The sequence below is a fragment of the Actinoplanes solisilvae genome (genome assembly GCF_003999975.1).
Taxonomy (GTDB): domain Bacteria; phylum Actinomycetota; class Actinomycetes; order Mycobacteriales; family Micromonosporaceae; genus Actinoplanes; species Actinoplanes solisilvae.
In genome coordinates this window covers 56,104-83,007 of record NZ_RJAC01000031.1, presented here as the reverse complement: position 1 = coordinate 83,007, position 26,904 = coordinate 56,104, and the positions used below count along the sequence as shown (strand labels likewise).

The window sequence follows — 26,904 nt, the reverse complement described above, 5'->3', positions numbered from 1 at the left end:
GGCACCGAGAACGTCCAGCGTCGCCTGGTGAAACGCCTGCATGACGCCCTGTTCCACCCATTCGGTGAACCGGCGATGCGCGGTCGCCCGGGAGATCGGGAACGACTCGGGCAACGCGTCCCACGCACAGCCGGTCTGCAAGGCGTAGACGATCGCCGCTACCGCGACCCGATCATCGATGCGTCGCCGCCCACCGCCCTGGTGTCTTTCCGGGTGGGCGGGCAGCAGCGGCTGCACGAGGTGCCACAACGACTCCGGGCAGTACTTCTCCACATCACTCACACCCGTACAACGAATGATGTTGGTCCTCAACAACCCCTATCGAGATGCGGTCTAAGCCCATCCGGTACGCGGTCAGCAGAAGCAGGCGTACGTCCAGCCGATGCGATAGTTCATGTAGACGGTCGGTGTGCTCCACGGCAACCGCACTGTGCTTGCGCCCGACGCTGAACGGCTGTCGTTCGAACCCCCGGCGCTTGCTCCGTGCCATTCCACCTTGTGCACCGTCGGATTCCACGTCACCCACCAGCCGTCCTTGCAGAGCGGCGTCTGGTAGGAAAGCTCGACGATCTGGCTCAGCCCGACGGTGAACGTGCCGCAGTTGGAGCTGCTGGTCGTGTTTGCTGCGGGCGACGCTTCAATTATTTCTGCGCCGCTGCCGCTCCAGGAGACCTCGCTGTATCCCTTCTGGAGTTCCTTGCCGCCGCCCAGCACGCCGGTGCCCCACCCGTGCGCGGTGCCCGACCCTGCGCCGTACCAGGCGTTGGCGTCCGCGTCGTCGACGTTGTAGAGCCGGTAGCAGCCGGACCACTCGAAGTCGGAATCGGGATAATTGGTCTCGCTGTAGACGCATCCCGATGCGGCGATGGGCGGCTCAGCCAGTAGTGCGCCGTCCTGCGTTCGGGCCTGCTGCCGGGCTTTCGCCGGGCTGAAACCCGCCGCAACAGCGTCGGAGTAGACGCTGCGGCCGGTGTCAGCGTATTTCGCCGCAGCAGCTCCGCCCCGGCTGACGCCCTGCGGTTCGCTCACCTGGACGGACCTGTTGTGGACGCGCCGGCCGTCGGAAGTCATCCGGCCGGAGTCCGAGCTTGTGAAATAGACCTTGGCGCCTGCGCCAGCGACGACGGTGATTCCCTCCGTGTAGCGCATGCGGACTGCGGAGCCGTCGTAGAGCGGTTCCGTTGAGATGAGCGCGGGCTGCCAGGTGTTGCTGCCCGCAGCGGGTGCCGCCAGTCCGCTCCCGCTGGTCAGCAGGGGCGCGACTACCAGTCCTGCGGCGGCGACAGCCAATGCGCGAGACAGTCTCATCGAGTAGTTCCTCCCGTTATGTGCTCAATGAGTGGTACTCCGTACACGCGGTGGTGCGAGCGGCGCGCTGCACGTCGCCGTCAGAATTCGACATCGCGCCGCAGTGTGTTGAGCGCTCGCACTGTTTGGCTCGTCACCGTGCTGGTAGCGCAGCCCAGCTCTCTGGCGGTCTCCTCGACGCTGAGGTCACGCAGGAACCGAAGGGTCAGTACGGCGCGCTGACGCGAACCCAGCCGCTTGAGCGCCGGGAGCAGCGCCACTCGGACATCGACGTCGACTTGCGGGGCGGCGCTCTGTTCGGTCTCCACCGCTTCCAGCGCCAGAACTTCATGTCGCCAGCGTTTCCTGCGGCGTTCGCTGATGAAGCTGTGCACTACGACGCGCCGTGCGTAGGCGCCGAGTCCGTCGCGGCGGTCCAGTCGGCTCCAGTTGCGGTAGATCTGGTAGAGCGCTACCTGAACCAGGTCGTCTGCCTCGTGCCAGTCGCCGCAGACGTCGTAGGCCTCACGACGTAACCATCGTCGGATGGTTCGCGCGAATCTCTCGAACTCTGCTTCATTTCGCCTGCTCTCCATCGAACAGCTCACCCGGCCCCGTGATTGGCGTGCGTCCCCGTGCAGCGCGCTCGGTGGATCGAGTCGTGCAAGTAATGAGCGCGTTTGATCGATGTTCATCAATCTATAGCAAAACGGGTGAAAAGTGTAGGTTTCTTCCTTAGTGGGGCGAGAGGCGATGTTTCCTCGGGTCCCGGCGGACCGGCTCGGAGCCCGACCCCGAGCCGACGTCCTGAAACCTGTCGTATCCGTGTGGTTGAGTGCCCGCGTGGATGTGGACGGGGTTCCGCGTGCTGATCGAGCTCGTGGGCTCCGGCCGGCCGCCGCTCCGGCCGGCCCCGCTCGCTTCGAGGAAAGGTAACGACGATGGCCCACCGCAGTCGGCTGTCAACCATTCTCATCGACGTCCCGACCGCCTCGGCGGCCACGGCCGCGACGTTCTGGTCGCGGGCGCTCGGCGTGCCGGCCCGGCCGGTCCCCGGCGAGGAGCAGTTCACGTCGCTGCCGGGTGCCCTGCCCGGCCTGACGCTGGCCGTGCAGGCGGTCGACGACAGCGCCCGCTTCCACGTCGACTTCGAGACCGACGACCTCGACGCCGAGACCGCCCGTCTGATCGCCCTGGGCGCCGAACAGATCGACCAGTGGCTCGACTGCCGCATCCTGCGCGTGCCCGGCGGCCACATCGCCTGCGTCATCCCCCGCCACAGCGCCGACTTCGACCAGCACGCGACGAGCTGGGACTGAGCCGGTTCTGGCCCGCACGAAGAAGGCCTCGCCGTTGCCGGCGAGGCCTGGGTCTTGTCCGGGGGAGCTCCGGGTTCGGGCCATCAGCCGGCGACCACCCGGTCGGTGAAGGCGCGCAGGTTGGTCAGCGCACGGGTGATGCGTTCGTCGAGGGTCAGGGTCTCCTCGCGGTGGACCAGGCGCATCTTCGGCTTGCGTTTGCCGCGCAGATAGAGCGAGCAGGCCAGGTCGGCGCAGAGGTATTCGCCGACCGTGTTGCCGTTGCGCCCGGCCGCGCCGGACAGCGGCGCCACGAAGAGCGCCACCCCAGACGACGCGTGCTCGGTCAGGCAGACCTGGCACATGCTCGACCGCAACGCGCTGGCGCGGCGCGACTCGGGCCGGCGCAGCACCAGGCCGGTGGGCCCGTTATCGCCCGGCACGACCAGCAGCGCCCGCAACGGCGCCCCCGGATCGGTCCAGCCGAGAAAGTCGAGGTCGTCCCACCGGGTCGACTCGTCGGCGAAACCGGCCGGCATCCTGATCCGCCCGGCCTCGCCCTTGCTGCAGTTGACGAAGGAGCCCCGGATCTCCTTCTCGGTCAGTGCTTCCATTCCGGCGAACCTAACCGAGCCGGGCATCCTGGTCACCCGGATTTCGCCGCAGCAGGTGGTGGACGATGCCCTCGTGATCGGGCTCACCGTTCTCGGGCCGGAAGCCGGCCGCGACCGCACATCGCACGCTGGCCTTGTTTTCCGGTTCGATGCCCGCCGCGAACACCACGACATCCGCCACCTCGTCGGATCCGACGACGGCGCGCAGCATCGCGGCACCGTAACCCTGCCGCCACCGCCGCGGGTCGACGACATAGGCCAGCCCCATCGCCGGGCCCGCCGTTTCGTCCCAGTGGTCGTAGACCTCGCCGCCGATCAAGCCGACCGGTTCGCCGTCGTCGTCGAGCGCTACCCACGAGTGGTCGCGCAGCACCCGCCGCCCGCGGAACTCCTCGCCGAGCCCCTGCCCGTGCATGCGCAGCGACTGGGCCGGCCAATCCGGCCCGCCGAGCCACCGGCGCACCTCGGCATCCTCGAACCACACCTGCACCGTCGGCAGCAGCTCGGCGGTGAACGGAACCAGCATCACCTGCTGATTGTCACGGCCCGCCGAGGAAAGCGCGGCCCCGCCGCCACAAGCGCTCGAACTCGTCGCGGTCGAACGGCTCGAGCGGTGGGTCCAGGTCGGGGACGGTTGTGGAAAAGCGGCGTCGGGCAGGCGGCCGTAACGGCGTTCGTAGGCGATGCCGGCGTCGACGCCACCGGTCTGGCGGGCTTCCATCCACTCATCGAGAGAGCCGGCCGCCAGGAACTCGCCCGTGCCGGCACGGACCACGACGTGGCGTCTCGCTCAGCCGTCTTCGTCCAGCTCGTCATAGCACCACAGGCCCTCGTCGGGCCAGACCCGCCGGACGATGACGCGGCCGGTGACGTCTTCGGGAAGCATATGCATGTGCTCGATGACCTTGACGTCGATGGCTTCGACGCCGATGTTCGCCAGATTCGGTGATCGGCCGACCTTCGCCGTCGAGTTCGGCGCCCTTACGTCGCCCGCCCCGCACATCGTCGGCCTTTGAGCCGGAGGGTGGGGCGGTTACTCGGGGACGAAGTCTGAGAGCGAGGAGGCCGGGGCGGGGCGCAGCAGGCGGGTGCAGAGGACGGCCGCTATCAGCATGGCGGCCAGGACCACTCGGGCGGTGACCTCGGGGCCGGCCGTGGCCAGCAGGTAGCCGCCCAGCACCGCGCCGACCGGTACGGCGCCGTCGGTGATGACCGAGGCGGCGCTGACGATGCGGCCCAGGGCGCCATCGGGGACGGCGCGAGCTCGGGTGACGGTCAGCGTCACCGAGACCACCGAGCCGACCGCGCCGACGCCGCCCCACGCGACGACCAGCACCAACGTGTGCGTACTCAGGGCCACCAGCGCCAACAGCGCCGTCCAGGCCCACACGCAGATCAGGAACAGCGCTCGGGGCGACGCCGCGCGTTCGAGGCGAGGCGCGACGACCGAGCCCAGGATGCCGCCGACGCCGGCCGCGGCCAGGATCGCGCCGACCGTCCACACGGGACGGCCGTCGCGGGTCGTTACGACGAGGATCAGGAGGAAGATGCATTGGAAAAGGACGTTGGTGACGCCGGTTATGACGGTGGTCAGACGTAAGTAGGGGATTCGCCACAGCCAGACGAGGCCTTCGCTCATCCGTTGCCAGAAGCCGGTGACCCGCCCGAGAGCGGTGCCGCCCCAGGACTGGTCCGGAGCGGGCGCCCCCACGAACGGGTCCGGAGTGGGCGCCTCCACGAACGGGTCCGGAGCGGGTGCCGCCGCGGACGGGCGGGGGTCGAACAGTCGCGAGGGCATTCGGGCCAGGGTGACCAGGCAGAAGACGTACGAGAAAGCGTTGAGGAGGAACGGCGCCCAGCGCGACAGGTCGAACAACGCGCCACCGACCGCGCGCCCGGCGAGGTTGCCGATGGGTTGTTCGGCCTCCAGGAACGAGAACGCGACCGTGCGGTGCCGCTCGTCCACCACATCGCGGACCGCGCCGACCTCGGCGATGCTGAAGAAGACGTACGCGCAGCCCTCGACGACCGCGGCGACGACCAGGATGATCGCCGTGCCGCGCAGGTCGAGCGCCGAGGCCAGCAGCACCGCCGTCGTGGCGATCAGGCCGGCCGCCGACGCGAGCAGCATGACGAGGCGCCGGTTCACCGTGTCGGCCGCGAGACCCGCCGGCACCTGCAGCAACAGCGTCGGTACGGCGGCGGCGAACGCGATCCATCCGGCGAGCGAGGGGGAGTCGAACAGGGTCAGCGCCAGCAGCGGATAGGCGAGTCGGACACCCGACGTGCCGACCAGGGAGAGCGCGTTACCGCTCCACAACAGCAGAAATCTCTGGTTTTTCAGCAGGGTCACGACAGCCAGGCCGTGAGTTCGACGATGTCGCAGGGTTCCTGGTGATAGAGGGCAGCCACCACCTCGGGCCGCCGGAACAGCGCCGCCGACTGCTCCTCCCCGGCGAGGTGACGCAGGCAGAGCGCAAAACCGGCCCACGCCTCGGGAGACGGAGAAGAACGGATCTCGTCGTTGTAGAGGGTCAGCGCCCGCTCGTAGTCACCCTCGGCGTACGCGAGATCCGACGCGGGCGCGGGCGAGGCCGGCAACCCCGCGGCCCGGTTCAGCTTGAGATAGCCGACCGGCAGCCGATCGCGCGACCCCGCGGGCGTTGCCACGACCTGGGACGGCGGCATACCGTGCGGGTCGAGATCGGCGCGCAAAGGCAACGACGGCACGGCCATGTTCCGCACGCGCCAGGCCACGAGATGACCGGCCGACGCCTCCCGGGCCAGCGACTCGAGCCGCGGTGGCACGTTCTCCGACGACCAGTGCCGAACAGCCACACCCATGGCCCGTACGAAGGCCACGCCGTCCTCGGTCAGCAACGGCGACCCGGCCGCCACCAGCAGCGCCTGCCGCACCTGGGCCCGCCACCGCGCGAACTCGACGTCGGCGAGCGGGGACTCCGCCGTACGCCGATGGACACGCCAGAAATCGGTGACCCCGATGTGTGCGTAGATCCCCTGCAACAACCCCGACAGCGGCCGAGGGTCGTCGCGCCACGGGGCGTACAGGTCCTTGACGGTCGACGGCTTCTGCAGCTCGACCTGGTCGGTCAGCGCGGTCAGTTTCAGATGCTGGCATTCGTGGATCAGTGTGAGTGCGAACTGGTGCGGCCCACCCGCCGCGCTCATGTTCACGCTTCCATAGGCGTGCAGCGATGTGTTGCTGACTCCGTTGGCGACCGGCGTGGCGGTCAGCGGCACGACCGCCCGCAGCACCTCGTCGATGCCCGCCGAGTATCCCTCGTGATGCCGCCGCAGAATCTCGAGCGCCCCGACGAACGCCCGCGACCAGGCCGCCGCCTCGACCGCCGTCAGCCGGGGCGGCGGCGAGGTCAACTGCGCTTTCGTGTACGGGTCGGACAGGTCGCGAAACGGGTCGATGTCGTCGAGATACACCGTTCGCAGACCCGAGTACGTCGCCCCGAGCTTGCGCAGTGGCAACCACCGTTCGTCCGAGGTGGCGCCCGGATCGCGCAGGATCAGCCGCGCCCGCTCGGTCGTCATCTCGATGCGCCCGCCGCTGACCGAGATCGTGGCCTCGGTGTGCGTCCCCGGCGTGTCGAGCCGGGCCAGCCCGAGCCCCGGCAGCATGACCTCCCCGTCCCGCACGATCACGTCGATGCTGCCCTCGCGCCGCGTCGTCACGAAGTGCGCCGCCGCCACCCATCCCAGGTAGGCCAGGTCGGCCCAGACCGGCACGTCCGACGAGATCAGATTTCCGAGCCGGCGCACGGCGTGCACGAGCCACGGCCCGACGTTCGGATAGGCGAGCAGCTCGTCGGCCTTCCGGGTTTCGACGAGATATTCGTACGCCTCCGGCAGCCGGGCCCGCGCCGCGCCGGAGTGACGATCGGCGTCGTTGAGCAGCATGCGCAGCAGCACCGACCGCTTCCGGGCCTGCCCCGCACCGAGCAGCGCGAGACCCGGCGGCGACCCGAACCCGCCGCCGAGGTCGCGTGCGAGCTGCCTAGGCTCCATCAGCGGTCCTCGAGGGGAGTGAGACCAATACCCCGGGTGGGAGCGAAGCCAGCACCCGGTCGCGGATGTGGCCGATCAGGAACTGCAGGTCGGGGCAGTAGACCGACGGATTGAGGAAGCCGCTGCCCGCGCGGTATCGGTGCGTGTAGTTGCCCGCGCCGCAGATCTCGCTGATCGCGCACGAGCGGCAGGTGTCGCAGAGGGCCTCGCGCCCGATCTGCCGCGCGACCATCGGCGGCGACATCAGCGCCGTGTCCAGCGGATTGCCGCCCCCACCGAGCGGTACCCGCGTGGCGCCGGCGAAGGCGGTCTTCAGCGTGTCGACCTGCTCCACCGACCCGTCGGTTTCGATCACGGCGACCCGGATCGGTTGCAGCCCCACGGATTCGGACGTTCCGCGGCCACCCAGCGTCAGCGCGAGGATGTCGTCGAAGAGCCGGACCCCCGTCTCACGAACGGGTGCGTCGAACCACCGGTCGAAGATCCGAGCCAACCACTGCCCGTACGCCGGGGGGTCGCTCTCGAAGCGCCGGGGCGGGGGCTGGTTCCAGTTCCCGTGCGGCAGCAGAAAGTCGACCGTCGGCGGCTCCAGTGCGAGCAGCGCCTCGTAGGTCCCCACCGCGTCGTTCGAGAGATCCACGGTGCACAGCAACCCGGCGTACACATCGGGCTTTGAACGCAGCAGGGAGATCCCTCGCAAAACCCCGGAGTGGCTCCCGCGCCCGTCCCCGAACCGACGGTGACGATCGTGGCCCGCCGCGTCCCCGTCGACGCTGACCGCCACGCGAATGCCCCAGCGCTCACAAACGGACGCGATCGCCGGGTCGAAGAGCAGCCCGTTGGTCTGCAGCCCCAGCCGGACCCGCGACCCCAGCACGCGAGTCGCGATCCCGGCCAGCCGGTCGAGATGCTCGGCCCCCACCAGCAGCGGCTCCCCGCCGTGGAGGACGAGGCTGACCGATGATTCCGCGTGCGCGGCGATGTTCTGGCAGGCCGTGGTGAAGACGGCCGAACTCATCACCCGAGGCTGATCACGCCACCCCTGATCGGCCGACTCGTAGACGTAGCAGTAGTCGCAGGCCAGGTTGCACCGGCTGTGAATCTTGACGACGAACTGGTGGAACGGCTTGGGCCGCCATCCCCGCGTGGTCATTGCGGCGACGTCGAGGCCGTCGGGCCACATGTGGCTAGAGGTCGGCGTCGACGAACGAGTTGAACCCGCCCGGGCCCTCGTCGAGGTCGTCGGCGGCGTAGACCCGCGCGATCGCCGCGCGCAGGGCGGGGCTGAGCTCGGCCAGCAGGTCGTCGTCGACCTGCCCGAGGTCGATGGCCTCCACCGACTGACCGTCCATCAGCACATCCTCCGATCGCTCGGCCCGCCCGGAGGAGAGCCTGGGCCCGACATGGGGAGAGCCTCGGCCCGCCCGGAGAAGAGCCCGGCCCGCCCGGGGGGAGAGCCTCGGCCCGACAGGGGGGAGCCTCGGCCCGCCAGGGGACCTTTCCCACCGACGGGCCGAGTCGAACCTATTGACCGAGGTCAAATGATTGAACCCGCCAGTCAGATTCGTGACAGATGTCCACAAAAGACGACCCAATTCGGGTAGGCTACCGCGTCCGCACGACGATCCGCGCGGTGTTGTTCGCCCACAGAGGAATGTCAAGCGGACAGGCGCAGCCAGACCGCGCCCAGCGGCGGCACCCGCAGCGACACCGACTGGTCGAACCCGTGCCACGGCATGGCGTCGGTCTCGACCCCGCCGAGGTTGCCCACGCCCGAACCGCCGTACAGCTCGCTGTCGGTGTTGATGACCTCGTCCCAGCGGCCGGGCCGGGGCAGGCCGATGCGGTAGCCCTCGTGCGGAACCGCCGCGAAGTTCACGACGCAGGCCAGCACGTCGCCGTTCGGCGCGAACCGGACGAACGAGAACGTGTTGTGCTGTGAGTCCTCGCTGGTGATCCACCGGAAGCCGCTCGCCTCGGTGTCCTGCGTCCACAGCGCCGGCGTCTCCCGGTAGACCCGGTTCAGGTCTTTGACCAGGTGCTGGATGCCGCCGAACTGCGGGTCGTCGAGCAGGTTCCAGTCGAGGCCGCGCTCCTCGCTCCACTCGCGCAGGTCGCCCAGCTCGGCACCCATGAAGATGAGCTGCTTGCCGGTGAAGGCCCACATGAACCCGAGCAGCGCCCGCGTGTTGGCCAGCTTCTGCCACAGGTCGCCGGGCATCTTGCCGGTCAGCGAGCCCTTGCCGTGCACGACCTCGTCGTGGCTGATCGGCAGGATGTAGTTCTCGCTCCAGGCGTACACGGTGGCGAAGGTCATCTGGTGGTGGTGCCACTGGCGGTAGATCGGCTCCTTCTCCATGTAGGACAAGGTGTCGTTCATCCAGCCCATGTTCCACTTGAACCCGAACCCGAGGCCGCCCAGGTGGGTGGGGCGGGTGACGCCCGGCCACGCGGTCGACTCCTCGGCGATCGTGATCGCGCCGGGGTAGTTCTTGTAGACGGTCGCGTTCATCTCCTGCAGGAAACTGATCGCGTCGAGGTTCTCGCGGCCGCCGTACTGGTTCGGGGTCCACTCGCCGTCCTTGCGCGAGTAGTCCAGGTAGAGCATCGAGGCCACCGCGTCGACCCGCAGACCGTCGGCGTGGAACTCCTCGCACCAGTAGAGCGCGTTGGCGACCAGGAAGTTCCGCACCTCCGTACGCCCGAAGTCGAACACGTACGTGCCCCAGTCGGGGTGTTCGCCGCGGCGCCAGTCGCCGTGCTCGTACAGCGGGGTGCCGTCGAAGCGCGCGAGAGCCCACTCGTCCTTGGGGAAGTGCGCCGGAACCCAGTCGAGGATCACGCCGATGCCGGCCTGGTGCAGCTTGTCGACCAGGAAACGGAACTCGTCGGGCGTGCCGAAACGCGAGGTCGGGGCGTAGTAGCCGGTGACCTGGTAACCCCAGGAGCCGCCGAACGGGTGCTCCATGACGGGCATCATCTCGACGTGGGTGAAACCCGTTTCCAGTACGTATGCCACGAGCTGATCGGCCAGCTCGGTGTACGAGAGTCCCGGCCGCCACGAGCCCAGGTGCACCTCGTACACGCTCATCGGCTCCTGGTGCCACGCCTTGCCGGCCCGCTGCTGGAGCCACTCGGCGTCCTGCCACTCGTACGCCGACTCGTACACCACCGACGCGGTGGCCGGCGGCACCTCGGTGTGCTGGGCGAGCGGGTCGGCGTGCTCGCGCCACACCCCGTCCCGTCCGAGGATCTTGAACTTGTACTTCGCGCCGACGGTCGCGTCGGGCAGGTAGATCTCCCACACGCCGCTCGAGCCGAGCGAACGCATCGGCCACCCGGCGTACGGGCCCCAGCCGGTGAAGTCGCCGATCACCTGCACACCGCGCGCACTCGGCGCCCACACCGCGAACCCGACCCCCTGCTCGCGGGGCTGCGCGCCGAGCACCTTCCACAGCTTCTCGTGCCGGCCCTCGCCGATCAGGTGCAGGTCGAGCTCGCCCAGCGTGGGCAGATGACGGTACGGGTCGTCGTACAGGACGCCGTCGACCTCGACCCGGTAGTCGAGCACCAGGCCGGGCACCTCGGCGGCGAACACCCCGTCGTCCTGCACCCGGGTCATCTCGACGCGCTCGCCCTCGTAGACCAGCGTGACGGCCTTGGCCCCCTTGCGGAGCGTACGGATGATCGTGTTCCCGCCGCCCGGGTGCGCGCCGAGAATCCCGTGCGGGTCGTGGGTGTCACCGGCCACCACGCTGTTCATGGCGCGCTGGTCGGCGGCGAGCGAGGAGCTGGTGTGGCCGATCACGAGGGGGTTCTCCTTTATCAGTTCACGAGCCGGGCGATGGACCGCAGCGGGATGCGCAGCCAACCGGGCCGGTGCCGGGATTCGTACGCGGCCTCGTAGACCGCTTTGTCGAGCTCGTAGGCGGCCAGCAGCGCGCCCTGCTCGCGAGGGTCGATCCCGGCCACGTTCGCGTAGCCGTCGCAGAACGCGGCCCGGTTGCGGTCGACCCACTCCCGGGCGCGGGCCCCGAGGTGCTCGTCGTCGTCCTGGTCGACCAGCAACTGGTAGGCCGCGTATTCGTAGGAGCGCAGCACCCCAGCGATGTCCCGCAGCGGCGAGTCGGGCAGGCGCCGCTGGTCGAGCGGGGCGCCCGGCTCGCCCTCGAAGTCGATGAGCAGCCAGCCCTCGGGCACCCGCAGTACCTGGCCCAGGTGCAGGTCGCCGTGCACCCGCTGCACCTCGATGGCCTCACCGTCGAGGTCGCGGAACTGCTGCTCGATCATCGGCACGTACTGCTGGATCTCGGCGACCTGCTGCGCGGTGTGGCGCAGCCGGGCCAGCATCGCGTCGACCGGGAACACCGACGGGCCGGTACCCAGCGCCTCGGCCAGGTCGGCGTGCGCGGACGCGACCGCCTCACCCAGCCGGTAGGACTCGCCCTGGAAGTCGCCGCCCACCTCGTCGGCGCGCATCTCGGCGTCGGCGAACAGGTCGCGGGCCGAGGCCGTGGCCATCGCCCACCCCTCGGCCGAGTTGACCGCGTACGCCGTGACCATGCCCAGCGGGCACGGCTCGCCGCTCTCGGTGGTCTCGAACGAGCCGAGCAGCCGGGCCACGTGCGGGTTGTCGCGGCGGCCGAGCACCCGGTTGAGCTCGATGTCGGGGTTGATCCCGGCCGACACGCGGCGGAAGATCTTGAGGATCGCGTCCTGCTCGAAGATGACGCTGGTGTTGCTCTGCTCGGCGTCGAAGACCCGCGGCCACGCGTCGACCGGGAACTCCGAGCCGGGCTCGGGCTCGAAGATGACGTCGCCGACCGTGCCGCCCGCCGCGATCAGGGCCAGCAGCTTGCGAGCGGCGCCCGGGTTGTAGAGAGCGTCATAGCCCGTACGGTCGCCGTCGGTGCCGATCGTCGCGACCTCGCTGAACTCGACGACCGGGCCTGATTCCCAGGCCACGATCACCTGGTAGCGCTCGGAACTGCCGTCGGTGTACTCGACGTCGATCAGTACCAGGTCGAGAGCGTCGTCGAGCGCTGTGGACGACGCCTCCTTGACCGACGACAGGGTGCGGGAGCGGCCGGCGTACCAGCGTTGCAGCGGCAGCCATTCGGCGAAGGGCAACGTCATTGCTTCTCCTCGGATCCGCAGAGCTGGAACCAGTAGAAGCCGTGCCCGGGGAGCGTCAGCAGGTACGGCAACTGGCCGATGCGCGGGAAGTTCACATGCCCGGTCAGTTCGACGGGGGTGTACCCGTTCCAGTGCTGCAGGTTCAGCTCGATCGGTTGCGGGAAGCGCGACAGGTTGTTCACGCACAGCACGACGTCGTCGCCGTCCTCGCGCAGGTACGCCAGCACCGAGGGGTTCGATCCGCCGAGTTCGCGGAAGGTCCCGACGGCGAACGCTTCGTGGCGGCGTCGCACGGCCAGCATCGTACGCGTCCAGTTCAGCAACGACGTGGAACTGTCGCGCTGCGCCTCCACGTTCACCGCCTGGTAGCCGTAGACCGGGTCCTGGTTGGCCGGCAGGTAGAGGCGGCCCGGGTTGGCCGTCGAGAACCCGGCGTTACGGTCGGGCGTCCACTGCATGGGCGTCCGCACACCGTCGCGGTCGCCGAGCCAGATGTTGTCGCCCATGCCGATCTCGTCGCCGTAGTAGAGCACCGGCGAGCCGGGCAGCGACAGCAGCAGCGCCGTGAACAGCTCGATCTGGTTGCGGTCGTTCTCGAGCAGCGGGGCGAGCCGGCGACGGATGCCGACGTTCGCCTTCATCCGTGGGTCTTTGGCGTACTCGGTGAACATGTAGTCGCGCTCTTCGTCGGTGACCATCTCGAGGGTGAGCTCGTCGTGGTTGCGCAGGAAGATGCCCCACTGGCAGTTGTCCGGGATGGCCGGCGTCTGGGCCAGGATCTCCGAGATCGGGAAGCGCGACTCACGGCGTACGGCCATGAAGATGCGCGGCATCAGCGGGAAGTGGAACGCCATGTGGCACTCGTCGCCGCCGGCCTTCGAGTCGCCGAAGTATTCGACCACGTCGGCCGGCCACTGGTTGGCCTCGGCGAGCAGCACCCGGCCCGGGAACTCGTCATCGATGACCTTGCGGCAGTGCTTGAGGAAGGCGTGCGTCTCGGGCAGGTTCTCGCCGTTGGTGCCCTCGCGCTCGAACAGGTAGGGCACCGCGTCGAGCCGGAAGCCGTCGATGCCCAGGTCGAGCCAGAACCGCAGCACGTCGAGCATCGCGTTCTGCACGGCCGGGTTGTCGTAGTTGAGGTCGGGCTGGTGGGAGAAGAACCGGTGCCAGAAGAACTGCCGCCGCACCGGGTCGAAGGTCCAGTTCGACTCCTCGGTGTCGACGAAGATGACACGAGCGTCCTTGTACTTGTCGCTCGTGTCGCTCCAGACATAGAAATCGCCGTACGGGCCGTCGGGGTCACGCCGCGACTCCTGGAACCAGGCGTGCTGGTCGGAGGTGTGGTTCATGACCAGGTCGGTGATCACCCGGATGCCGCGCTTGTGGGCGGCGTCGAGCAGGGCCACGAAGTCTTCGACCGTGCCGAACTCGGGCAGCACCCGGTAGAAGTCGCTGATGTCGTAGCCGCCGTCACGCAGCGGTGACTGGTAGAACGGCGGCAGCCACAGGCAGTCGACGCCGAGCCACTGCAGGTAGTCGAGCCGCTCGATCAGGCCGCGCAGGTCGCCCGAGCCGTCCGTGCCGGAGTCGTAGAACGCCCGGACCAGCACCTCGTAGAAGACGGCGCGCTGGAACCAGGTGCGGTCGGCCGGCAGCGACCGGGCGTGCTCGAAGTCGTCGGCGGTGGGGTGTTCGACCACCCCGTCCTCGACATGGCTGCCCTCGGCCGGGTCGTGCTCGGCCGCCGCATCTAGGTCGAGATCGTTTTTCAGGTCCATCAGGTTCCCCACCTACCCACCCACAGGTGACTGTTAACTAGGCCGGCTGGATCACGAAGACGTGTGCCGGCTCGACGTACGGATCGATCCGCACGGCGTTGTGCTGCCCCCACTCGTACGTGGCCCCGGTGATCTGGTCGACCACCGTGAACCGCTCGTGCCAGTCCATGCCGAGCGCCGGCATGTTCAGCACGGTGTTGCCCCACTGCACGGTCGCCGAGTCGAAGCTGACCACCACAAGAACCGTGTTTCCGGTCTCGGGGTCACGCTTCGAGAAGCACAGCAGCGCGCTGTTGTCGATGTCGTGGAACTGGAGGTTGCGCAGCCAGTGCAGAGCGGGGTTCTCGTCGCGGATGCGGTTCAGCTTGGTCAGGTACGGCGCCAGGGACCGGCCGGCCCGCTCGGCGCCCGCCCAGTCGCGGGGCTTGAGCTCGAACTTCTCGTTGTCGATGTATTCCTCGGCACCCGGTCGAGCGACGTGCTCGAAGAGTTCGTAACCCGCATACATGCCCCAGGACGGCGAAAGCATGCTTGCCAGCACCGACCGGATCTTGAACATCGGCGGGCCGCCGTGCTGCAGCGACTCGTGCAGGATGTCGGGGGTGTTGGGCCAGAAGTTGGGCCGCATCCAGTCGATCGTCTGCAGCAGCTGCTCCATGTACTCGCGCATCTCCCAGGCCGTGGTGCGCCAGGTGAAGTACGTGTACGACTGCGTGAAGCCGATCTTGCCGAGCCCGTTCATCATCGCCGGCCGCGTGAACGCCTCGGCCAGGAACAGCACGTCGGGGTCGTTCTCCTTGACCTTGGCGATCAGCCACTGCCAGAAATTCAGCGCCTTGGTGTGCGGGTTGTCGACACGGAAGATCTTCACGCCGTTGTCGACCCAGTGCATGACCACGCGGTAGACCTCGTCGCGCAGCGCCTTGTAGTCGTTGTCCCAGTTCAGCGGATAGATGTCCTGGTACTTCTTGGGCGGGTTCTCGGCGAAGGCGATGGTGCCGTCGGCCCGGCGGGTGAAGAACTCGGGGTTCGACGTGACCCACGGGTGGTCAGGCGCGACCTGCAGGGCCAGGTCCATCGCGACCTCGAGGCCGTTGTCGCGGGCGGTGGCGATGAAGGCGCGGAAGTCCTCGAGCGTGCCCAGCTGCGGGTGGATCGCGTCGTGGCCGCCCTCGTCGGAGCCGATCGCCCACGGGGAGCCGACGTCTTCGGGCCGCGCGACCAGGGTGTTGTTACGGCCCTTGCGGTTGATCTTGCCGATCGGGTGGATCGGGGGCAGGTAGAGCACGTTGAAGCCCATGGCGGCGACGGCCGGGATGCGCTCGGCCGCGGTGGCGAACGTGCCGTGCTTGATCGGGATCGCGTCCGGGCCGACCTCGGCGCCCTCCGACCGGGGGAAGAACTCGTACCACGCCGAGTAGAGCGCCCGCTTGCGGTCGACCCAGACCGCGTACGACCGGGTGGTCGTCACCAGCTGGCGAACCGGGTGGTGCCAGAGCAGTTCCTCCAGGTCGAGCGCGGGCGACACCCGGGCGAACAGCGAGCGCTGCTCGTCACGCAGGGCCGCGGCGGCCTCCCGTACCCGGTCCTCTTGATCAGTGGGGACGATCTTCGTGGCCAAATCGAGCACCTCGGCGCCCTCGAAGATGTCGTTGGACAGATCCTCCAGGCCCTGACCGGCGCCGATCTTCTTCACCACGGCGTCGCGCCACGTGCGGTACGGGTCTTCGAACGCCTCGACGGTGAACGTCCACCGGCCCACCCGGTCGGGACGGATCGACCCGTGCCACTGGTCGAGGCCGGGCTCGCCCGGACGCATGCGGGTGAACGGCTCGGACTCCCCGTCGGGACCGCGCCATACCACATTCACCCCCAGCGCATGATGACCTTCGCGATAGGACACGGCGGAGACGGGCACGATTTCACCGACGACCGCTTTCGCGGGATAGCGGCCACAGGACACCGAAGGCGTCACATCTTCGATGGGAAAACGACCGGTCATGATCTCCACCGTAATCAGGAGGGCGCGGACTAGTTCGGCGAATCCAGACCGCCGTCAGGGCATACTTCTCCGCTGTGGAGGCGCCGCAAACGATGGCGTGCCGATGCGCCCAACCTACCGGAGTCGGCTCGGCTCGGCTCATCCAGGCGCGGTCTCGCGCCCCCGATGAATTCCGCCAAATCGGCCCCGCCGATCGCACCCTCATGCTTACCGAGTCTGATCATCGGAACGTTACCGGCAGGCAAAATCGCGTTTCCGGTTCGGCGCTTTTCGCACGGTGATCGACCCCGGGAACGGCGGGCGAGGCTCGATCGGCGTGATCAGTCCCTCGTCCCGCTCGGCCCCGAGCCGCGTCAAGACCCTCCTGCGCACGAGTCCCGGCAGCCACACCTGCATCGCGAGTTCGTGGTTCGCCCAGGTCCACGTACGACCGGGGGACGCCGGCGTCCAGCCCTGCTCGCGGGCCGGATCGGCCCGCCCGAAGCCATTCGCCGCCGGCACGGGAGCGTGTCGGTTGCCGTGCGTTGCCATCCCGGTGACCCTGCTCAGGTCACCCACCTGCTCGACCGAGAGAACCGGTGACGCGGGCCGACCGGTGCCGCGCCTGACCGGAGGAGCACCCGTTGGCCGGACCGTCTGTCGAGCTCTCGCCCGTAATCGCGGCGAGCACGCACTGGCTGTCGCGTGCTTACCCCTCGGGGAGCGCGGACATGATCGCCCACACACTCTCGGAGCTGCAGGCGCGCCAGGCCGTCACCGTCGCGGCGTGGCTGCGATACCCCACCGACATCGACGCCGCCCTGGTCGCGATCGCCGGCCCCGGAGGCTCGGCGGTCCTCGACTGGCGGGCCGGCAGCGAACCCGACGACGAGGAGGCCGAGGAGGAGGGCTGGCGCACCTGGGTCGACGAGGTAGTGGTGAGCTGGGCCGCCTGCCTGCTCGCCGACCCCTCGCTGGCCCGCCGGGGCGTCGACGCGGTCATCGCCGCCGTGCCGATGGCTCAGGACCGGCCCATGCCCTACCCGCGCAAGGAAGGGGGAGCGCCGGCCGAGTTCCGTCGCCTGCTCGAGCCCGACAACCGCGACCTGGACGCTGCCGCACTGCTGCGGCACCCCGACCTGCTCGAGCCCATCGCCGCCATGCACCGCGACACGCTGATCTATCTGCTGGGGGCCGAGAAGCCGCTGGTCGGCTGAGGCCTTCTCTCATGCCGGCCTCATTGGTTGCGCCGGACCGGGGTGGCCCGGACTTTTACTGCCACCGCTACTGCCACCGCCTCCCCCACCCGCCCCGGGAGAGAGGGTCAGATTACGCGTTGTCAAGCGCGGACCGGCGGTTGTCCACAGGTGGCAGGTTGGCCGGGATCGGGGAGGAAACTTTCTCGCGGGTGCAGCATTCTGGCGACGCCGGGCGTTACCGGTGCACTGAGTGAGGCGAGAGGGGTCAGCGCGGATGCGCGAGGCGGACAGCTTCGACGAGTTCTACCGGGAGACGTCCGCCCGGATCCTGCGCTACGGCTACGCGCTGACCGGCGATCTCGCCGAGGCGCAGGACGTGGTGCAGGAGGCCTATACGAGGGCCTGGCGTCATTGGCGTGCGGTCGCCGCGCACCCGGCGCCCGAGGGCTGGGTACGGCTGACCGTCGCGCGTCTGTGCACCGACCGCTGGCGGCGCCTGAGCGGCTGGCGGTCGGCCGTGCGCCGAGCCGGTCCGCCCGAGCCGGTCGGTCCGCCCGGTGAGGACGCCGTGGTGCTGACGGCCGCGTTGCGCCGGCTGCCCGCGCCGATCCGGCAGGCGATCGCCCTGCACTACCTGTTCGACATGTCGGTGGCCGACATCGCCGCCGAGGTCGGCTCGCCCGTCGGCACGGTCACCTCGCGGCTGACCCGCGGCCGCGCCGAGCTCGCCACGATTCTCGCGCCTGCCCTGCGTACGCCGGAGGTCTCCGATGCCGAATGAGGTGGAGCGCGCCTTCGCCGCGCTGTCGTCCGACGCCGACCGGGGGCTGCTGCTCTCGGGGCCTGAGCTGCGCCGTCAAGCCGGCCGTCGCCGTTCGCGTGCGGCCGTCGTGACCGCCGGCGCCACCGCCGCGCTAGCCGCCGCGGCGATCGGCGGCGGGTTCGCGCTGGCCGGCGGGCCTGACCAGCGCACGGTTCTCCCGCCGGCCGTGAGCGCGTCGCCGGCACCGGCTACCACAGCACCGCCGACACCGACGCCGTCGGTCACGACGAAGCCGCCGGTCAGCAGCGCTCCGCCGAGCAGCCCGCCGCCGTCCAGCACCGGTCCCGCGATCCCGAAGTCGATCCCGGGCCGGGCGCTGCTCACCAAGGACGACGTGGGCAACAGCGAATTCAAGCGCCTGGACGAGACCCGCGAGGTGCCCGAGTTCTGCGCGAAGGCGAAGTTCCCGAGCCAGAAGCAGGTCGGGGCCGGGGCGTCGGTGTTCGTCGTCTATCGCGGCCCGAAGACCCCGGCTGAGAACGTCCCGGACGACACGATCTACGACACCGTGACCGTCTATCGCGGCGAGGGCGCCCAGGACTACCTGGCCGAGCTGCGGGCCGCCGTCGACGTCTGCCCGACGGGCAAGATCGGTGACCTGGAGGCCCGGTTCGAGTCGCTCGGGTCGCTGGGCCTGGGGGACGAGTCGCTGCTGATCGAGCGGTCGTACGAGGCCCGGGGCGGCGACGGCGAGCCGACCGGCGACGGCGAGCGGACGGCGACCTACATCGCCGCCGTCCGCGTCAACGACGCCGTCACCCTCGTCGACTCCCGCGGGTACGAGAACTGGGGGACGGAGAGATCCGCGATCGAGTCGCTCGCCCGTGCCGCCACCAAACGCCTGCAGGGGTGGCGGGGTTAGGCCAGGCGGGCCGGGAAGCCGCCGGTCGCGATCGGGCCCCACCGCTCGATGGTGATGCGGATCAGGGACTTGCCCTGGTCGCGCATCGCCTGGCGGTACTCGTCCCAGTCGGAGTGCTCGCCCGAGATGACCCGGAAGTATTCGACCAGCGGCTCGAGTGCCTCGGGCAGGTCGAGCACCTCGGCCACCCCGTCGACCTGCACCCAAGGCCCGCCGAAGTCGTCGGACAGCACGCAGACCGACACGCGCGGGTCGCGGCGCAGGTTGTAGACCTTGGCCCGTTCGGGATAGGTCGAGATGACGATGCGGCCCTCGACGTCGAGGCCGCACGTGTTCGGCGACGCCTGCGGGCGGCCGTCGCGGCGGGTTGTCATGAGGATGGCCTTGTGCCGCGGCCGCAGGAACTCGAGCAGTTCCTCGCGGCCGACCGTGTCGTTGGTGGCGATCGTGCGCGGCATCGTTACCCCGCCACCCGGGCGCCGGCCTCGTGCGGCGCGATGCCGTCACGGTCGCCCTTGCGCGCGTCGATCTCGGCCGTCTGGGCCGCGCCGATGATGCCCGCGTTGTTGAGCAGCGTGGCCGGGACCATCGGGGTACGAATGTCGATCAGCGGGAGGAAGCGGTCGGCCTTCTTGCTGACGCCGCCGCCGAGGATGAACAGCCGCGGCGAGAGCAGTCCCTCGACGTGCGAGAGGTAGTTGCGGACCCGGGAGGCCCACTTCTCCCAGCTCAGCTCCTCGATCTCGCGGGCCCGGTCGGAGGCGCGCGTCTCGGCGTCGTAGCCGTCGAGCTCGAGGTGGCCGAACTCGGTGTTCGGGATCAGGGTGCCGTCGAGGAACAGCGCGCTGCCGATGCCCGTACCGAAGGTCAGCATGACGATCAGGCCGGCCTGGTCGCGGCCCGCGCCGAAGGTCACCTCGGCGACCCCGGCGGCGTCGGCGTCGTTGAGCACCGACACGGGCTTGCCGAGCCGGTTGGCGAACAGCCGGGCGGCCGGCGCGTCGAGCCAGGACTTGTCGACGTTCGCCGCGGTGCGGGTGACACCGTCGACCACGACGCCGGGGAAGGTGATGCCGACCCGGTCGAACTGGCCCTCGAACTGGCCCGCCACCTCGGCGACCGCCTCGACGACGCTGGTGACGTCGGACGGCTGGGGCGTGGGCACCCTGTACCGCTCGGCGAGCAGCTCGCCGCGGACGGTGTCGACGGGGGCGCCCTTGACGCCCGAACCGCCGATGTCGATGCCGAGAATGGCCATTGGTGTTTCCCGTCTTGAGGTGCCGGTTGTGCATCCGCTGTTTACCACGGAGCTCAGACATTAAATCCCTCGAGAGCGCTCGGCAGCGTCGGGGGATGCGGGGTGACAGTCATACTTTCGGCTAGGCAACGCTCGGCTTCTCGGTTAGCTTGGAGTAACTGAACGGTCGCCGTCAGCGGGCACGGCTCTCTGCCCGCCATGGAGGACCATCGTCATGACCATGACCCGTGCCGTGCACACGAGGGTGGCCGACACCGCCACGGAACTGCTGGTCAACCTCTCCGCGCTCCCGCCGGGCGACCCCGCCCGCGCCGGCCTGCGCGACCGGGCCATCGAGGCCTGGCTGCCGTTGGCCCGCCACCTCGCCCACCGCTACTCCGGCCGCGGCGAACCCACCGACGATCTTGTCCAAACCGCCACCGTCGGTCTCATCAAGGCCGTCGACAAATTCGATCCCGAACGCGGTGTCGACTTCGCCGGCTACGCCATCCCGACCATCATCGGCGAGATCAAGAGGCACTTCCGGGACCGTACGTGGTCGGTGCGGGTGCCACGCCGCCTCCAGGAGCTGCGCCTGGCGATCACGGAGGCCAACAGCACCCTGACCCACAGCCTCGGGCGGTCGCCGACGGTCGCCGACGTCGCGACCCACCTGGGCGTCAGCGAGGAAGACGTACTGGAGGGTCTTGAAGGGGCGCGCGCCTACAACGCCACGTCGCTGTCGACGCCGATCGGCGCGGACGGTATGACGGAGCTCGGGGACACGCTCGGCGGCGAAGACTCCGAATTCGAGCTCGCCGAGACGCGGGTGGCCCTGGGTCCCGCCCTGGCGACGCTCGACGAGCGCGAGCAGAAGATCCTGACGCTGCGGTTCTACGGAAACCTGACCCAGTCGCAGATCGCGGATCAGGTCGGCATCTCCCAGATGCACGTGTCCCGCCTGCTGACCAAGGCCCTGGGCAAACTCCGAGCCGAACTGCACGAAGCGCTCTGAGCCGGTCAGACCTCGATCAGCGGCCGGTCGTCACCGACGATGCCGCGAACCTGATCGGGGCAAGTCGTCGGCCCGAACTCGCCCCGCACGCAACGTGAAACACCCCCGCCGGCCCGGTTCGGCCGACGAGGGTGAGGCGATCTCGCTTGTTCGGGGGCCCGCCTACTGCGCGCCGGACGCCTGCCAGTTGAGCTGGACCAGCAGGGAGCGGGCCTGGTCGGCCACCTCGGCGTCGGTCACCACCGCGTACTGACCCGCCTGGATCGAGGAGCGGGAGGCGAAGTCGCGGCGGCCGCCGGTGGCGGCGTGGGCGATGGCGCCGAAGACGGCACCCCACGCGGCACCGATCAGCAGACCGGCCAGGATGACACCGAACCAGCTCGACGTGCTGAACAGGCCGAACAGCAGGCCGATGAAGAGGCCGAACCAGGCGCCGCTGGCCGCGCCGGCCAGCGCCGCGCGCGCGGTGGTCAGGCGGCCCAGCACGTTCTCGACCAGGCGCAGGTCGGTGCCGATGATGGCGGTGCGTTCGACTGGGAACTTGTTGTCCGACAGCGTGTCCACGGCCTTCTGCGCCTGCGCGTAGTCGGGGAACGTGCCGACCACGACCGTCGGCGCGCCCCCGGCGGCCTGGGTCTGGGCGGGCAGGGTGGGTACGCCGGCCGGGCCGGGCGGGACGGCACCGCCGGAACTCGACGGGTTGCTGCCGGGAATGTTGGGTGTGGTCATGCTTTGCCTCCCTTGACGCGGCGGGCGGCGGGTGCCGCGCCGTCGGACTGCTCTGCTGCGGGGGTGGCGGCCACCAGACGGTCACCGGCGGCCAGCCGCACCCAGACGAGAAAGACGGCGGCCGCGGCGGCGGTGATCGCGGCCGAGCCGGACAGGAACGCGAAACGGCCCGAGACCAGGTCGGGCAGGGCGCGTTCGGAGAGGGCCACCGCGGCCAGGCCCAGCCCGCCGACGACCGCGGACAGGGCGCCGATCGCCAGCAGCGGCACGGTGACCAGGCGGGAGGGCGGCTGGGTGCCGCCGTCGCGCCTCAGACGGCGTACGCGGATGCCGAAAACGGCGACGGCCGACCAGGCGAGCGTGACCGCGAGGGCCGCCGCGGTGTCGCTGGGGCGGTGCCACTCGGCCCAGACCGTCGCCACCGCGATCACGGTAACGTAGGCGAAGCCGATCAGGGCGACCATGCCGCGCAACGCCTGCGGCAGCACCAGGATCACGGCGAAGGCGACCGACACGGCGGCCGTCGTGTGGCCCGACGGGAACGAGTTCGGCATGCCGGAGCCGTCGAGGTCGGGGCGGTCGAGGTAGGTCTTCAGCAGCCGGGTGGTGGCGTTCGCGCCGAGCACCAGCAGGGTCGCGCCGATGGCCAGGTCGAGCCGTTTGCGCAGCACGCCGAAGACGGCCGCGAACAGGCAGACGAGGACGAGGCTGACCAGCGTCGTGCCGTTCAGCGTGCGGTCGAGCACTTCGACGACCCGGACGTGGTGGACGTCGGCGCCGCGCATGGCCTCGGTGTCGACGCGCTGGCCCAGGGCCGTGCGGACGAAGAACTGGTAGAGAGCGCCGGCCGCGGCTGTGGCGAGCAGCGCGATGGCGATCGGCGTGAGCAGGTGGCGGGCGCCGCGCGGGCGCGCGGTGGTCGGCTGCTCGGGGGACGCCAGGACCGTCATGGGCGAATGTCCTTCTGCGGGTTCGGGGAGGGGCTGACGGAGCGTAAGCCCGATTGCCCAACCGGCCGCATTTCTAAGCGCGCCCAAAAATCATAAGCCCCGGCGTGTGCCCCAGGACACAGCCGCCACATGTGGTCCCCGTCGCAACGGTTCTGCACCCTCGCGCGCTCTTGCCTCGCAACGCCTGAACGCGACCTTCGTACGGACGCCGCCCGCTACGAAGGAGACGTTCTCTATGAGGCAGTACGCCCGCCGGGTCACCGGCCCCCTGCTCGTGTTCGCCGTCGGCGCCGGCCTGGTCGCCGCGCCCACCGCGGCGAGTGCGGCCGGAGTGTCGGTCACGGTCGAGGTGCGCAGCACGCTGAAGGTGCGTGCCACGCCGTCGCTCGCCGCTGACGTGGTCGGCTCGCTGCGCGGCGGCCAGAAGGTCACCGCCGTCTGCTCGGTCACCGGGCAGAGCGTCCGCGGCTCGGTGCGCACCACCACCCAGTGGGACAGGCTCAGCACCGGCGGCTACGTCACCCACGCGTACGTCAGTGGCGGCTCGACGATCGAGCGGTGCGAGACCAGCGCCTCGCGCGCCACCGCCGTCAAGGCCAAGCCGAAGACCAAACCGAAGACCAAACCGAAGACCAAGCCGGTCGCGACCACGAACAAGGTCGGCACGGTCCGCAGCGGTGACGGCAAGGTCAACGTTCGTACCGGGCCGTTCACGACCTCGCCGGTCAAGCGTGTGCTCGCCACCGGCGCCAAGGTGACCGGTGTCTGCTACGTCGCCGGCAGCCTGGTCAAGGGCACGGTCCGCTCGACCACGCAGTGGAACCGCCTCGCCGACGGCGCTTACATCTCGCACGCGTACGTCGTCACGCCCGCCCTCAAGCTCTGCCCGGGCGCGAAGCCGGCGCCGGCCGCCCCGGCCGTGACCCTCACGCCGGAGCAGTTCATCCAGGCCGCCGTCCCGGGCGCGCAGCGCGGCTGGCGCGAGTACGGCGTGCCGGCCTCGGTGACGCTCGCGCAGGCGATCCTCGAGTCGGGTTGGGGCCGCAGCGGCCTCGCGTCGGTCGACCGCAACTACTTCGGCATCAAGTGCCAGAGCGGCAAGTTCGGCACGCTGGCCAACGGCTGCCACGACTACCGCACCCAGGAGTGCACGAAGGCCGGCTCGTGCTTCTCCACGGTGGCGACCTTCCGCACGTACGCCACCATGGCGCACTCGTTCCGCGACCACGGCAGTTTCCTGCGGGTCAACCCCCGCTACGCCGGTGCCTTCAACTACACGAAGAAGGCGAACAGCTTCATCTGGAAGGTGTGGAAGGCGGGTTACGCCACCGACCCGAACTACTACACCAAGGTCACCACCCTGATGGCCCAGCAGAACCTCTACCAGTACGACACCTGGAAGTAAGCGAATCAGCCTCACCCTCGTCGGCCGAACCGGGTCGACGAGGGTGATTTGCGTTTTATGCTCACTTTGGTGAAGCGACGCGACTTTTCAACCACCGCGACGGAGGCCCGCCGCGGGCGCTTCACCGGGTCCCTGTTCGCGGGCGTCGTCCTGCTGGTCGGCCTCACCGTCGTGCTGTCGGTCTATGCCGGGATGCGCGACGTGCAGAGCGACAACGCCGACCGGGTGATGGACCAGCGCACCGCCGTGGCCCGGGCCGCCGTGCAGACCGAGACCGAGCGCTACCGCTCGCTGGTCGAGACCGCCGCCGCCGGCATCGGCACCGACCCCGACCTGACGTGGGAGGACTTCGACGCGGCGACCGCCCCGCTCGCGTCGGCCAACCTGATCGGCGCGGCCTCGTTCGCCTTCGTCGTGCCGGTCGCCGACTCGCAGATCGCGGCCGCGCAGCGGTTCTGGCGCTCCCGTGGCGCCGAAGGCCTCACCCTGCGGCCGGCGACGACCGGCGGCGAGCACTATTTCTCGATCTTCACCCGGTCGCTGACCCCCACCGGCTCGCCGCTGAGCGGCCTCGACCTGGCCGCCGCGACCGAGCCGGCCACCGCCCTTCAGGACTCCCGCGAGCTCGGCCGGCCCAGCGTCTCCGACACCTATGTGCTGCTGCGCGACCGGGGCCTGCCCGCCGGTCAGCAGCAGCGCTCGCTCGTCTTCGCCGCCCCGATCTGGACGCGGGCCAACGAGCCCGAGTTCCGTGGCTGGGTCGTGCTCGGCCTGCGCGGCGAGGATTTCCTCGAGGGCATGCTCGCCACGGTCAGCCAGGGGCAGCTCGCTGGCCTGCTGCTCGCCACCGACCGTGACGGCGGCGAGTCGGTGGTCGCCGAATATCTCGTGCCCGGCGTGGCCGACCTGCGGCGCAGCGTCAGCATCGACGTCGCCGACCGGAAGTGGACGCTGGTCACCCGGGCCGACGCGTCGCACCTGCCCGGCGCCTCCAGCACCCTGCCGATGACGCTGCTGCTCACCGGCGGCGCCATGTCGGTGCTGCTGGCCGGGCTCGTGTTCGTGCTGGCCACCGGCCGGGCCCGCGCCGAGGCGCGGGTGCACAAGGCCACCGCCGAGCTACGCGCGGCCGAACAGGAGAGCCGCCGGCAGGCCGGGCTGCTCGGCGCGATCCTGGACAGCATCAGCGACGCGGTCACCGTCGTCGACGAGAACGACGCGTTGCTGCTCAACCCCGCGGCCCGCGCCCTGCTCGGGATGGTGGAGGGCGAGCAGGAGGAGGACGATCCGAACGCCTGGCAGGAGCATTACGGCCTGTATCGGCCGGACGGCCGGACCCCTTTCCAGGTCGGCGACTATCCGCTCGTCCGGGCCATGCGCGGCGAGTCGAGCGACGGCGTCGAGATGATCGTGCGCAACTCGCGGCGGCCCGAGGGCATCCTGGTCAGCATGGACGGGCGTCCGCTGGACACCGCCGACGGCCGGCCCGGCGCGGTCGCCGTCCTGCACGACATCACCGAACTGCGTCGCTACGAGAACGACCTGGCCGTCTTCGCCGGAGTGGTGGCCCACGACCTCAAGGCGCCCCTCTCCGTCATCCGGGGCCACTCCGAGGCGGCGACCGAGGACCTGGCCGACGCGCCGGACGGACCCGAGGTCGACGGCGCCCGCCGGAGGCTGGGCCGCATCATCCACGCGGTCGACCGGATGGCGGGCCTGATCGACACCCTGCTGGCGTACACGACGGCCCGGGACGCGCCGCTGCGCACCCGCCAGGTCGACCTGGCCGCGCTGGTGGCCGAGGTGGTCCACGACCGAACTGCCCATTTGCGTACGGAAGACGTGCCCGACATCTACGTCGGCCCGCTGCCCGAGGTGGCGGTCGACCCGGCGATGCTGCGGCATGTGCTGGACAACCTGCTCGGCAACGCCCTCAAGTATGTGCGGCCGGGCACGATGCCGCGGGTCGACGTGACCGGGGACGTGGACGCGGCCGGTTGCACGCGCATCGAGGTCGCCGACCGCGGGATCGGTATCCCCGACACGGCCAAGCAGGACATCTTCGAGAGTTTCCACCGGGCGCACGCCGAGGCCGGGTACGCCGGCACCGGCCTGGGCCTGGCCATCTGCAAGCGCATCGTCGAGCGGCACGGCGGCGAGATCGGCGTGGCCGACAACCCCGGCGGCGGCACCCGCTTCCACTTCACGATCCCGCCGATCGCACAGCCCGCACCCGCGCAGCCCGCACCCGCGCAGCCGGCACCCGCGCAGCCCGCACAGCCCGCACCCGCGAAGCCCGAGCCGAGGAGAACAGCCATGACCGCACCCGACCCCACCGAGGACGAGGAAGCCGCCACCCGCGCGGCCCTGGAACGGGCCCTCGCCGAACGCGCCGCGATCGAGGACTCGCGCCTGCCCGGCCTGGCCGCACTGCCCGCCGCCGACCCGTCGGCGCACGACCCGGCCGCCGCCCGCCTGCGCGACCCGTCCAGCAGCAGCTCGGAGTAGTGGTGTGACCCACGCTACGTAGGGTGTCACCACCCGTTTCCAGG

General features: G+C 69.9%; 25 protein-coding genes. 7 read left to right on the top strand and 18 right to left on the bottom strand.

What is annotated here, in order from left to right; genetic code table 11:
- The 3 genes from EER30_RS41455 to EER30_RS41445 all read right to left on the bottom strand — a co-directional run.
- On the bottom strand, positions 1-282 hold a 282-nt coding region (locus EER30_RS41455), incomplete at its 3' end, for a transposase (RefSeq protein WP_164842681.1).
- A 72-nt stretch (positions 283-354) separates the two neighbouring features.
- Positions 355-1,308 (bottom strand): hypothetical protein, encoded by a 954-nt coding sequence (locus tag EER30_RS41450; protein ID WP_127507443.1) that lies wholly within the window; start codon positions 1,306-1,308, stop codon positions 355-357.
- Between the two features lie 80 nt (positions 1,309-1,388).
- Positions 1,389-1,982, bottom strand: a complete 594-nt coding sequence (locus EER30_RS41445; protein ID WP_240670647.1) for a sigma-70 family RNA polymerase sigma factor — start codon at positions 1,980-1,982, stop codon at positions 1,389-1,391.
- 246 nt (positions 1,983-2,228) lie between these two features.
- On the opposite strand from EER30_RS41445, the gene EER30_RS41440 reads away from it, so the two are divergent.
- Positions 2,229-2,606 carry a VOC family protein gene (locus EER30_RS41440; protein ID WP_127507441.1) on the top strand — a complete coding sequence of 126 codons (378 nt, stop codon included), beginning with the start codon at positions 2,229-2,231 and terminating at the stop codon, positions 2,604-2,606.
- Positions 2,607-2,689: 83 nt separating this feature from the next.
- Here EER30_RS41440 and EER30_RS41435 read toward each other — a convergent pair whose 3' ends face one another.
- The 11 genes from EER30_RS41435 to EER30_RS41385 form a co-directional block, all read right to left on the bottom strand.
- Positions 2,690-3,199 carry an FBP domain-containing protein gene (locus EER30_RS41435; RefSeq protein WP_127507439.1) on the bottom strand — a complete coding sequence of 170 codons (510 nt, stop codon included), beginning with the start codon at positions 3,197-3,199 and terminating at the stop codon, positions 2,690-2,692.
- Positions 3,200-3,209: 10 nt separating this feature from the next.
- Positions 3,210-3,974, bottom strand: a complete 765-nt coding sequence (locus tag EER30_RS41430; RefSeq protein ID WP_127507437.1) for a GNAT family N-acetyltransferase — start codon at positions 3,972-3,974, stop codon at positions 3,210-3,212.
- Between the two features lie 15 nt (positions 3,975-3,989).
- Positions 3,990-4,202, bottom strand: a complete 213-nt coding sequence (locus EER30_RS41425) for a hypothetical protein (RefSeq protein WP_127507435.1) — start codon at positions 4,200-4,202, stop codon at positions 3,990-3,992.
- Positions 4,203-4,232: 30 nt separating this feature from the next.
- Positions 4,233-5,552, bottom strand: coding sequence for an MFS transporter (locus EER30_RS41420; RefSeq protein ID WP_164842680.1), 1,320 nt, complete (start codon positions 5,550-5,552; stop codon positions 4,233-4,235).
- Positions 5,549-7,237, bottom strand: a complete 1,689-nt coding sequence (locus EER30_RS41415) for an HEXXH motif domain-containing protein (protein WP_127507431.1) — start codon at positions 7,235-7,237, stop codon at positions 5,549-5,551. The genes EER30_RS41420 and EER30_RS41415 overlap by 4 nt, the downstream gene beginning before the upstream one ends.
- Positions 7,227-8,390, bottom strand: coding sequence for an FxsB family cyclophane-forming radical SAM/SPASM peptide maturase (locus EER30_RS41410; RefSeq protein WP_240670646.1), 1,164 nt, complete (start codon positions 8,388-8,390; stop codon positions 7,227-7,229). Before EER30_RS41410 ends, EER30_RS41415 begins: the two co-directional genes overlap by 11 nt.
- A gap of 34 nt (positions 8,391-8,424) precedes the next feature.
- A complete protein-coding gene (locus EER30_RS47650; protein WP_164842679.1) occupies positions 8,425-8,589 on the bottom strand; it encodes a hypothetical protein in 165 nt (54 codons plus the stop codon).
- A 305-nt stretch (positions 8,590-8,894) separates the two neighbouring features.
- Complete coding sequence (glgB, locus tag EER30_RS41400; protein WP_127507453.1) at positions 8,895-11,000, bottom strand: 1,4-alpha-glucan branching protein GlgB; 2,106 nt, start codon at positions 10,998-11,000, stop codon at positions 8,895-8,897.
- Positions 11,001-11,062: 62 nt separating this feature from the next.
- Positions 11,063-12,373 (bottom strand): maltokinase N-terminal cap-like domain-containing protein, encoded by a 1,311-nt coding sequence (locus EER30_RS41395; RefSeq protein WP_127507427.1) that lies wholly within the window; start codon positions 12,371-12,373, stop codon positions 11,063-11,065.
- Entirely contained in the window at positions 12,370-14,151 is a 1,782-nt protein-coding gene (gene treS, locus EER30_RS41390) for a maltose alpha-D-glucosyltransferase (RefSeq protein ID WP_127507425.1), read from the bottom strand. Before treS ends, EER30_RS41395 begins: the two co-directional genes overlap by 4 nt.
- A gap of 37 nt (positions 14,152-14,188) precedes the next feature.
- Entirely contained in the window at positions 14,189-16,153 is a 1,965-nt protein-coding gene (locus tag EER30_RS41385; protein WP_127507423.1) for an alpha-1,4-glucan--maltose-1-phosphate maltosyltransferase, read from the bottom strand.
- Positions 16,154-16,863: 710 nt separating this feature from the next.
- Between EER30_RS41385 and EER30_RS41380 the strand changes: the two genes are divergently transcribed.
- The 3 genes from EER30_RS41380 (at position 16,864) to EER30_RS41370 (ending at position 19,016) form a co-directional block, all read left to right on the top strand.
- The gene (locus tag EER30_RS41380; RefSeq protein ID WP_240670645.1) at positions 16,864-17,349 is read left to right on the top strand and encodes a hypothetical protein; all 486 of its coding nucleotides are present in this window, start codon (positions 16,864-16,866) and stop codon (positions 17,347-17,349) included.
- Positions 17,350-17,605: 256 nt separating this feature from the next.
- Positions 17,606-18,112, top strand: a complete 507-nt coding sequence (locus EER30_RS41375) for a sigma-70 family RNA polymerase sigma factor (RefSeq protein ID WP_127507419.1) — start codon at positions 17,606-17,608, stop codon at positions 18,110-18,112.
- Positions 18,102-19,016 carry a hypothetical protein gene (locus tag EER30_RS41370; protein WP_127507417.1) on the top strand — a complete coding sequence of 305 codons (915 nt, stop codon included), beginning with the start codon at positions 18,102-18,104 and terminating at the stop codon, positions 19,014-19,016. Before EER30_RS41375 ends, EER30_RS41370 begins: the two co-directional genes overlap by 11 nt.
- On the opposite strand, the gene EER30_RS41365 is transcribed toward EER30_RS41370, so the two are convergent.
- Both EER30_RS41365 and ppgK read right to left on the bottom strand, forming a co-directional pair.
- Complete coding sequence (locus tag EER30_RS41365; protein ID WP_127507415.1) at positions 19,013-19,474, bottom strand: PPOX class F420-dependent oxidoreductase; 462 nt, start codon at positions 19,472-19,474, stop codon at positions 19,013-19,015. The genes EER30_RS41370 and EER30_RS41365 overlap by 4 nt on opposite strands.
- A gap of 2 nt (positions 19,475-19,476) precedes the next feature.
- A complete protein-coding gene (gene ppgK / locus EER30_RS41360; RefSeq protein ID WP_127507413.1) occupies positions 19,477-20,274 on the bottom strand; it encodes a polyphosphate--glucose phosphotransferase in 798 nt (265 codons plus the stop codon).
- A 220-nt stretch (positions 20,275-20,494) separates the two neighbouring features.
- Between ppgK and EER30_RS41355 the strand changes: the two genes are divergently transcribed.
- A complete protein-coding gene (locus tag EER30_RS41355) occupies positions 20,495-21,268 on the top strand; it encodes an RNA polymerase sigma factor SigF (protein WP_432417595.1) in 774 nt (257 codons plus the stop codon).
- 162 nt (positions 21,269-21,430) lie between these two features.
- Here EER30_RS41355 and EER30_RS41350 read toward each other — a convergent pair whose 3' ends face one another.
- Positions 21,431-21,997, bottom strand: a complete 567-nt coding sequence (locus EER30_RS41350; protein ID WP_127507409.1) for a DUF1269 domain-containing protein — start codon at positions 21,995-21,997, stop codon at positions 21,431-21,433.
- A complete protein-coding gene (locus EER30_RS41345; RefSeq protein ID WP_127507408.1) occupies positions 21,994-22,947 on the bottom strand; it encodes a phosphatase PAP2 family protein in 954 nt (317 codons plus the stop codon). Before EER30_RS41345 ends, EER30_RS41350 begins: the two co-directional genes overlap by 4 nt.
- Positions 22,948-23,182: 235 nt before the next feature.
- On the opposite strand from EER30_RS41345, the gene gsmA reads away from it, so the two are divergent.
- Positions 23,183-24,352 carry a sporangiospore maturation cell wall hydrolase GsmA gene (gene gsmA / locus EER30_RS41340; RefSeq protein WP_127507406.1) on the top strand — a complete coding sequence of 390 codons (1,170 nt, stop codon included), beginning with the start codon at positions 23,183-23,185 and terminating at the stop codon, positions 24,350-24,352.
- Between the two features lie 69 nt (positions 24,353-24,421).
- Positions 24,422-26,860, top strand: a complete 2,439-nt coding sequence (locus EER30_RS41335; RefSeq protein ID WP_240670644.1) for an ATP-binding protein — start codon at positions 24,422-24,424, stop codon at positions 26,858-26,860.
- Positions 26,861-26,904 lie beyond the last annotated feature (44 nt).

Coding starts and splice junctions, on each gene's coding strand:
- EER30_RS41450 (WP_127507443.1), bottom strand. CDS start 1,308: ATGAGACTGTCTCGCGCATTGGCTGTCGCCGCCGCAGGACTGGTAGTC.
- EER30_RS41445 (WP_240670647.1), bottom strand. CDS start 1,982: ATGAACATCGATCAAACGCGCTCATTACTTGCACGACTCGATCCACCG.
- EER30_RS41440 (WP_127507441.1), top strand. CDS start 2,229: ATGGCCCACCGCAGTCGGCTGTCAACCATTCTCATCGACGTCCCGACC.
- EER30_RS41435 (WP_127507439.1), bottom strand. CDS start 3,199: ATGGAAGCACTGACCGAGAAGGAGATCCGGGGCTCCTTCGTCAACTGC.
- EER30_RS41425 (WP_127507435.1), bottom strand. CDS start 4,202: ATGTGCGGGGCGGGCGACGTAAGGGCGCCGAACTCGACGGCGAAGGTC.
- EER30_RS41415 (WP_127507431.1), bottom strand. CDS start 7,237: ATGGAGCCTAGGCAGCTCGCACGCGACCTCGGCGGCGGGTTCGGGTCG.
- EER30_RS41410 (WP_240670646.1), bottom strand. CDS start 8,390: ATGACCACGCGGGGATGGCGGCCCAAGCCGTTCCACCAGTTCGTCGTC.
- EER30_RS47650 (WP_164842679.1), bottom strand. CDS start 8,589: ATGGACGGTCAGTCGGTGGAGGCCATCGACCTCGGGCAGGTCGACGAC.
- glgB (WP_127507453.1), bottom strand. CDS start 11,000: ATGAACAGCGTGGTGGCCGGTGACACCCACGACCCGCACGGGATTCTC.
- EER30_RS41395 (WP_127507427.1), bottom strand. CDS start 12,373: ATGACGTTGCCCTTCGCCGAATGGCTGCCGCTGCAACGCTGGTACGCC.
- treS (WP_127507425.1), bottom strand. CDS start 14,151: ATGGACCTGAAAAACGATCTCGACCTAGATGCGGCGGCCGAGCACGAC.
- EER30_RS41385 (WP_127507423.1), bottom strand. CDS start 16,153: ATGACCGGTCGTTTTCCCATCGAAGATGTGACGCCTTCGGTGTCCTGT.
- EER30_RS41380 (WP_240670645.1), top strand. CDS start 16,864: ATGATCGCCCACACACTCTCGGAGCTGCAGGCGCGCCAGGCCGTCACC.
- EER30_RS41375 (WP_127507419.1), top strand. CDS start 17,606: ATGCGCGAGGCGGACAGCTTCGACGAGTTCTACCGGGAGACGTCCGCC.
- EER30_RS41370 (WP_127507417.1), top strand. CDS start 18,102: ATGCCGAATGAGGTGGAGCGCGCCTTCGCCGCGCTGTCGTCCGACGCC.
- EER30_RS41365 (WP_127507415.1), bottom strand. CDS start 19,474: ATGCCGCGCACGATCGCCACCAACGACACGGTCGGCCGCGAGGAACTG.
- ppgK (WP_127507413.1), bottom strand. CDS start 20,274: ATGGCCATTCTCGGCATCGACATCGGCGGTTCGGGCGTCAAGGGCGCC.
- EER30_RS41355 (WP_432417595.1), top strand. CDS start 20,495: ATGACCCGTGCCGTGCACACGAGGGTGGCCGACACCGCCACGGAACTG.
- EER30_RS41350 (WP_127507409.1), bottom strand. CDS start 21,997: ATGACCACACCCAACATTCCCGGCAGCAACCCGTCGAGTTCCGGCGGT.
- EER30_RS41345 (WP_127507408.1), bottom strand. CDS start 22,947: ATGACGGTCCTGGCGTCCCCCGAGCAGCCGACCACCGCGCGCCCGCGC.
- gsmA (WP_127507406.1), top strand. CDS start 23,183: ATGAGGCAGTACGCCCGCCGGGTCACCGGCCCCCTGCTCGTGTTCGCC.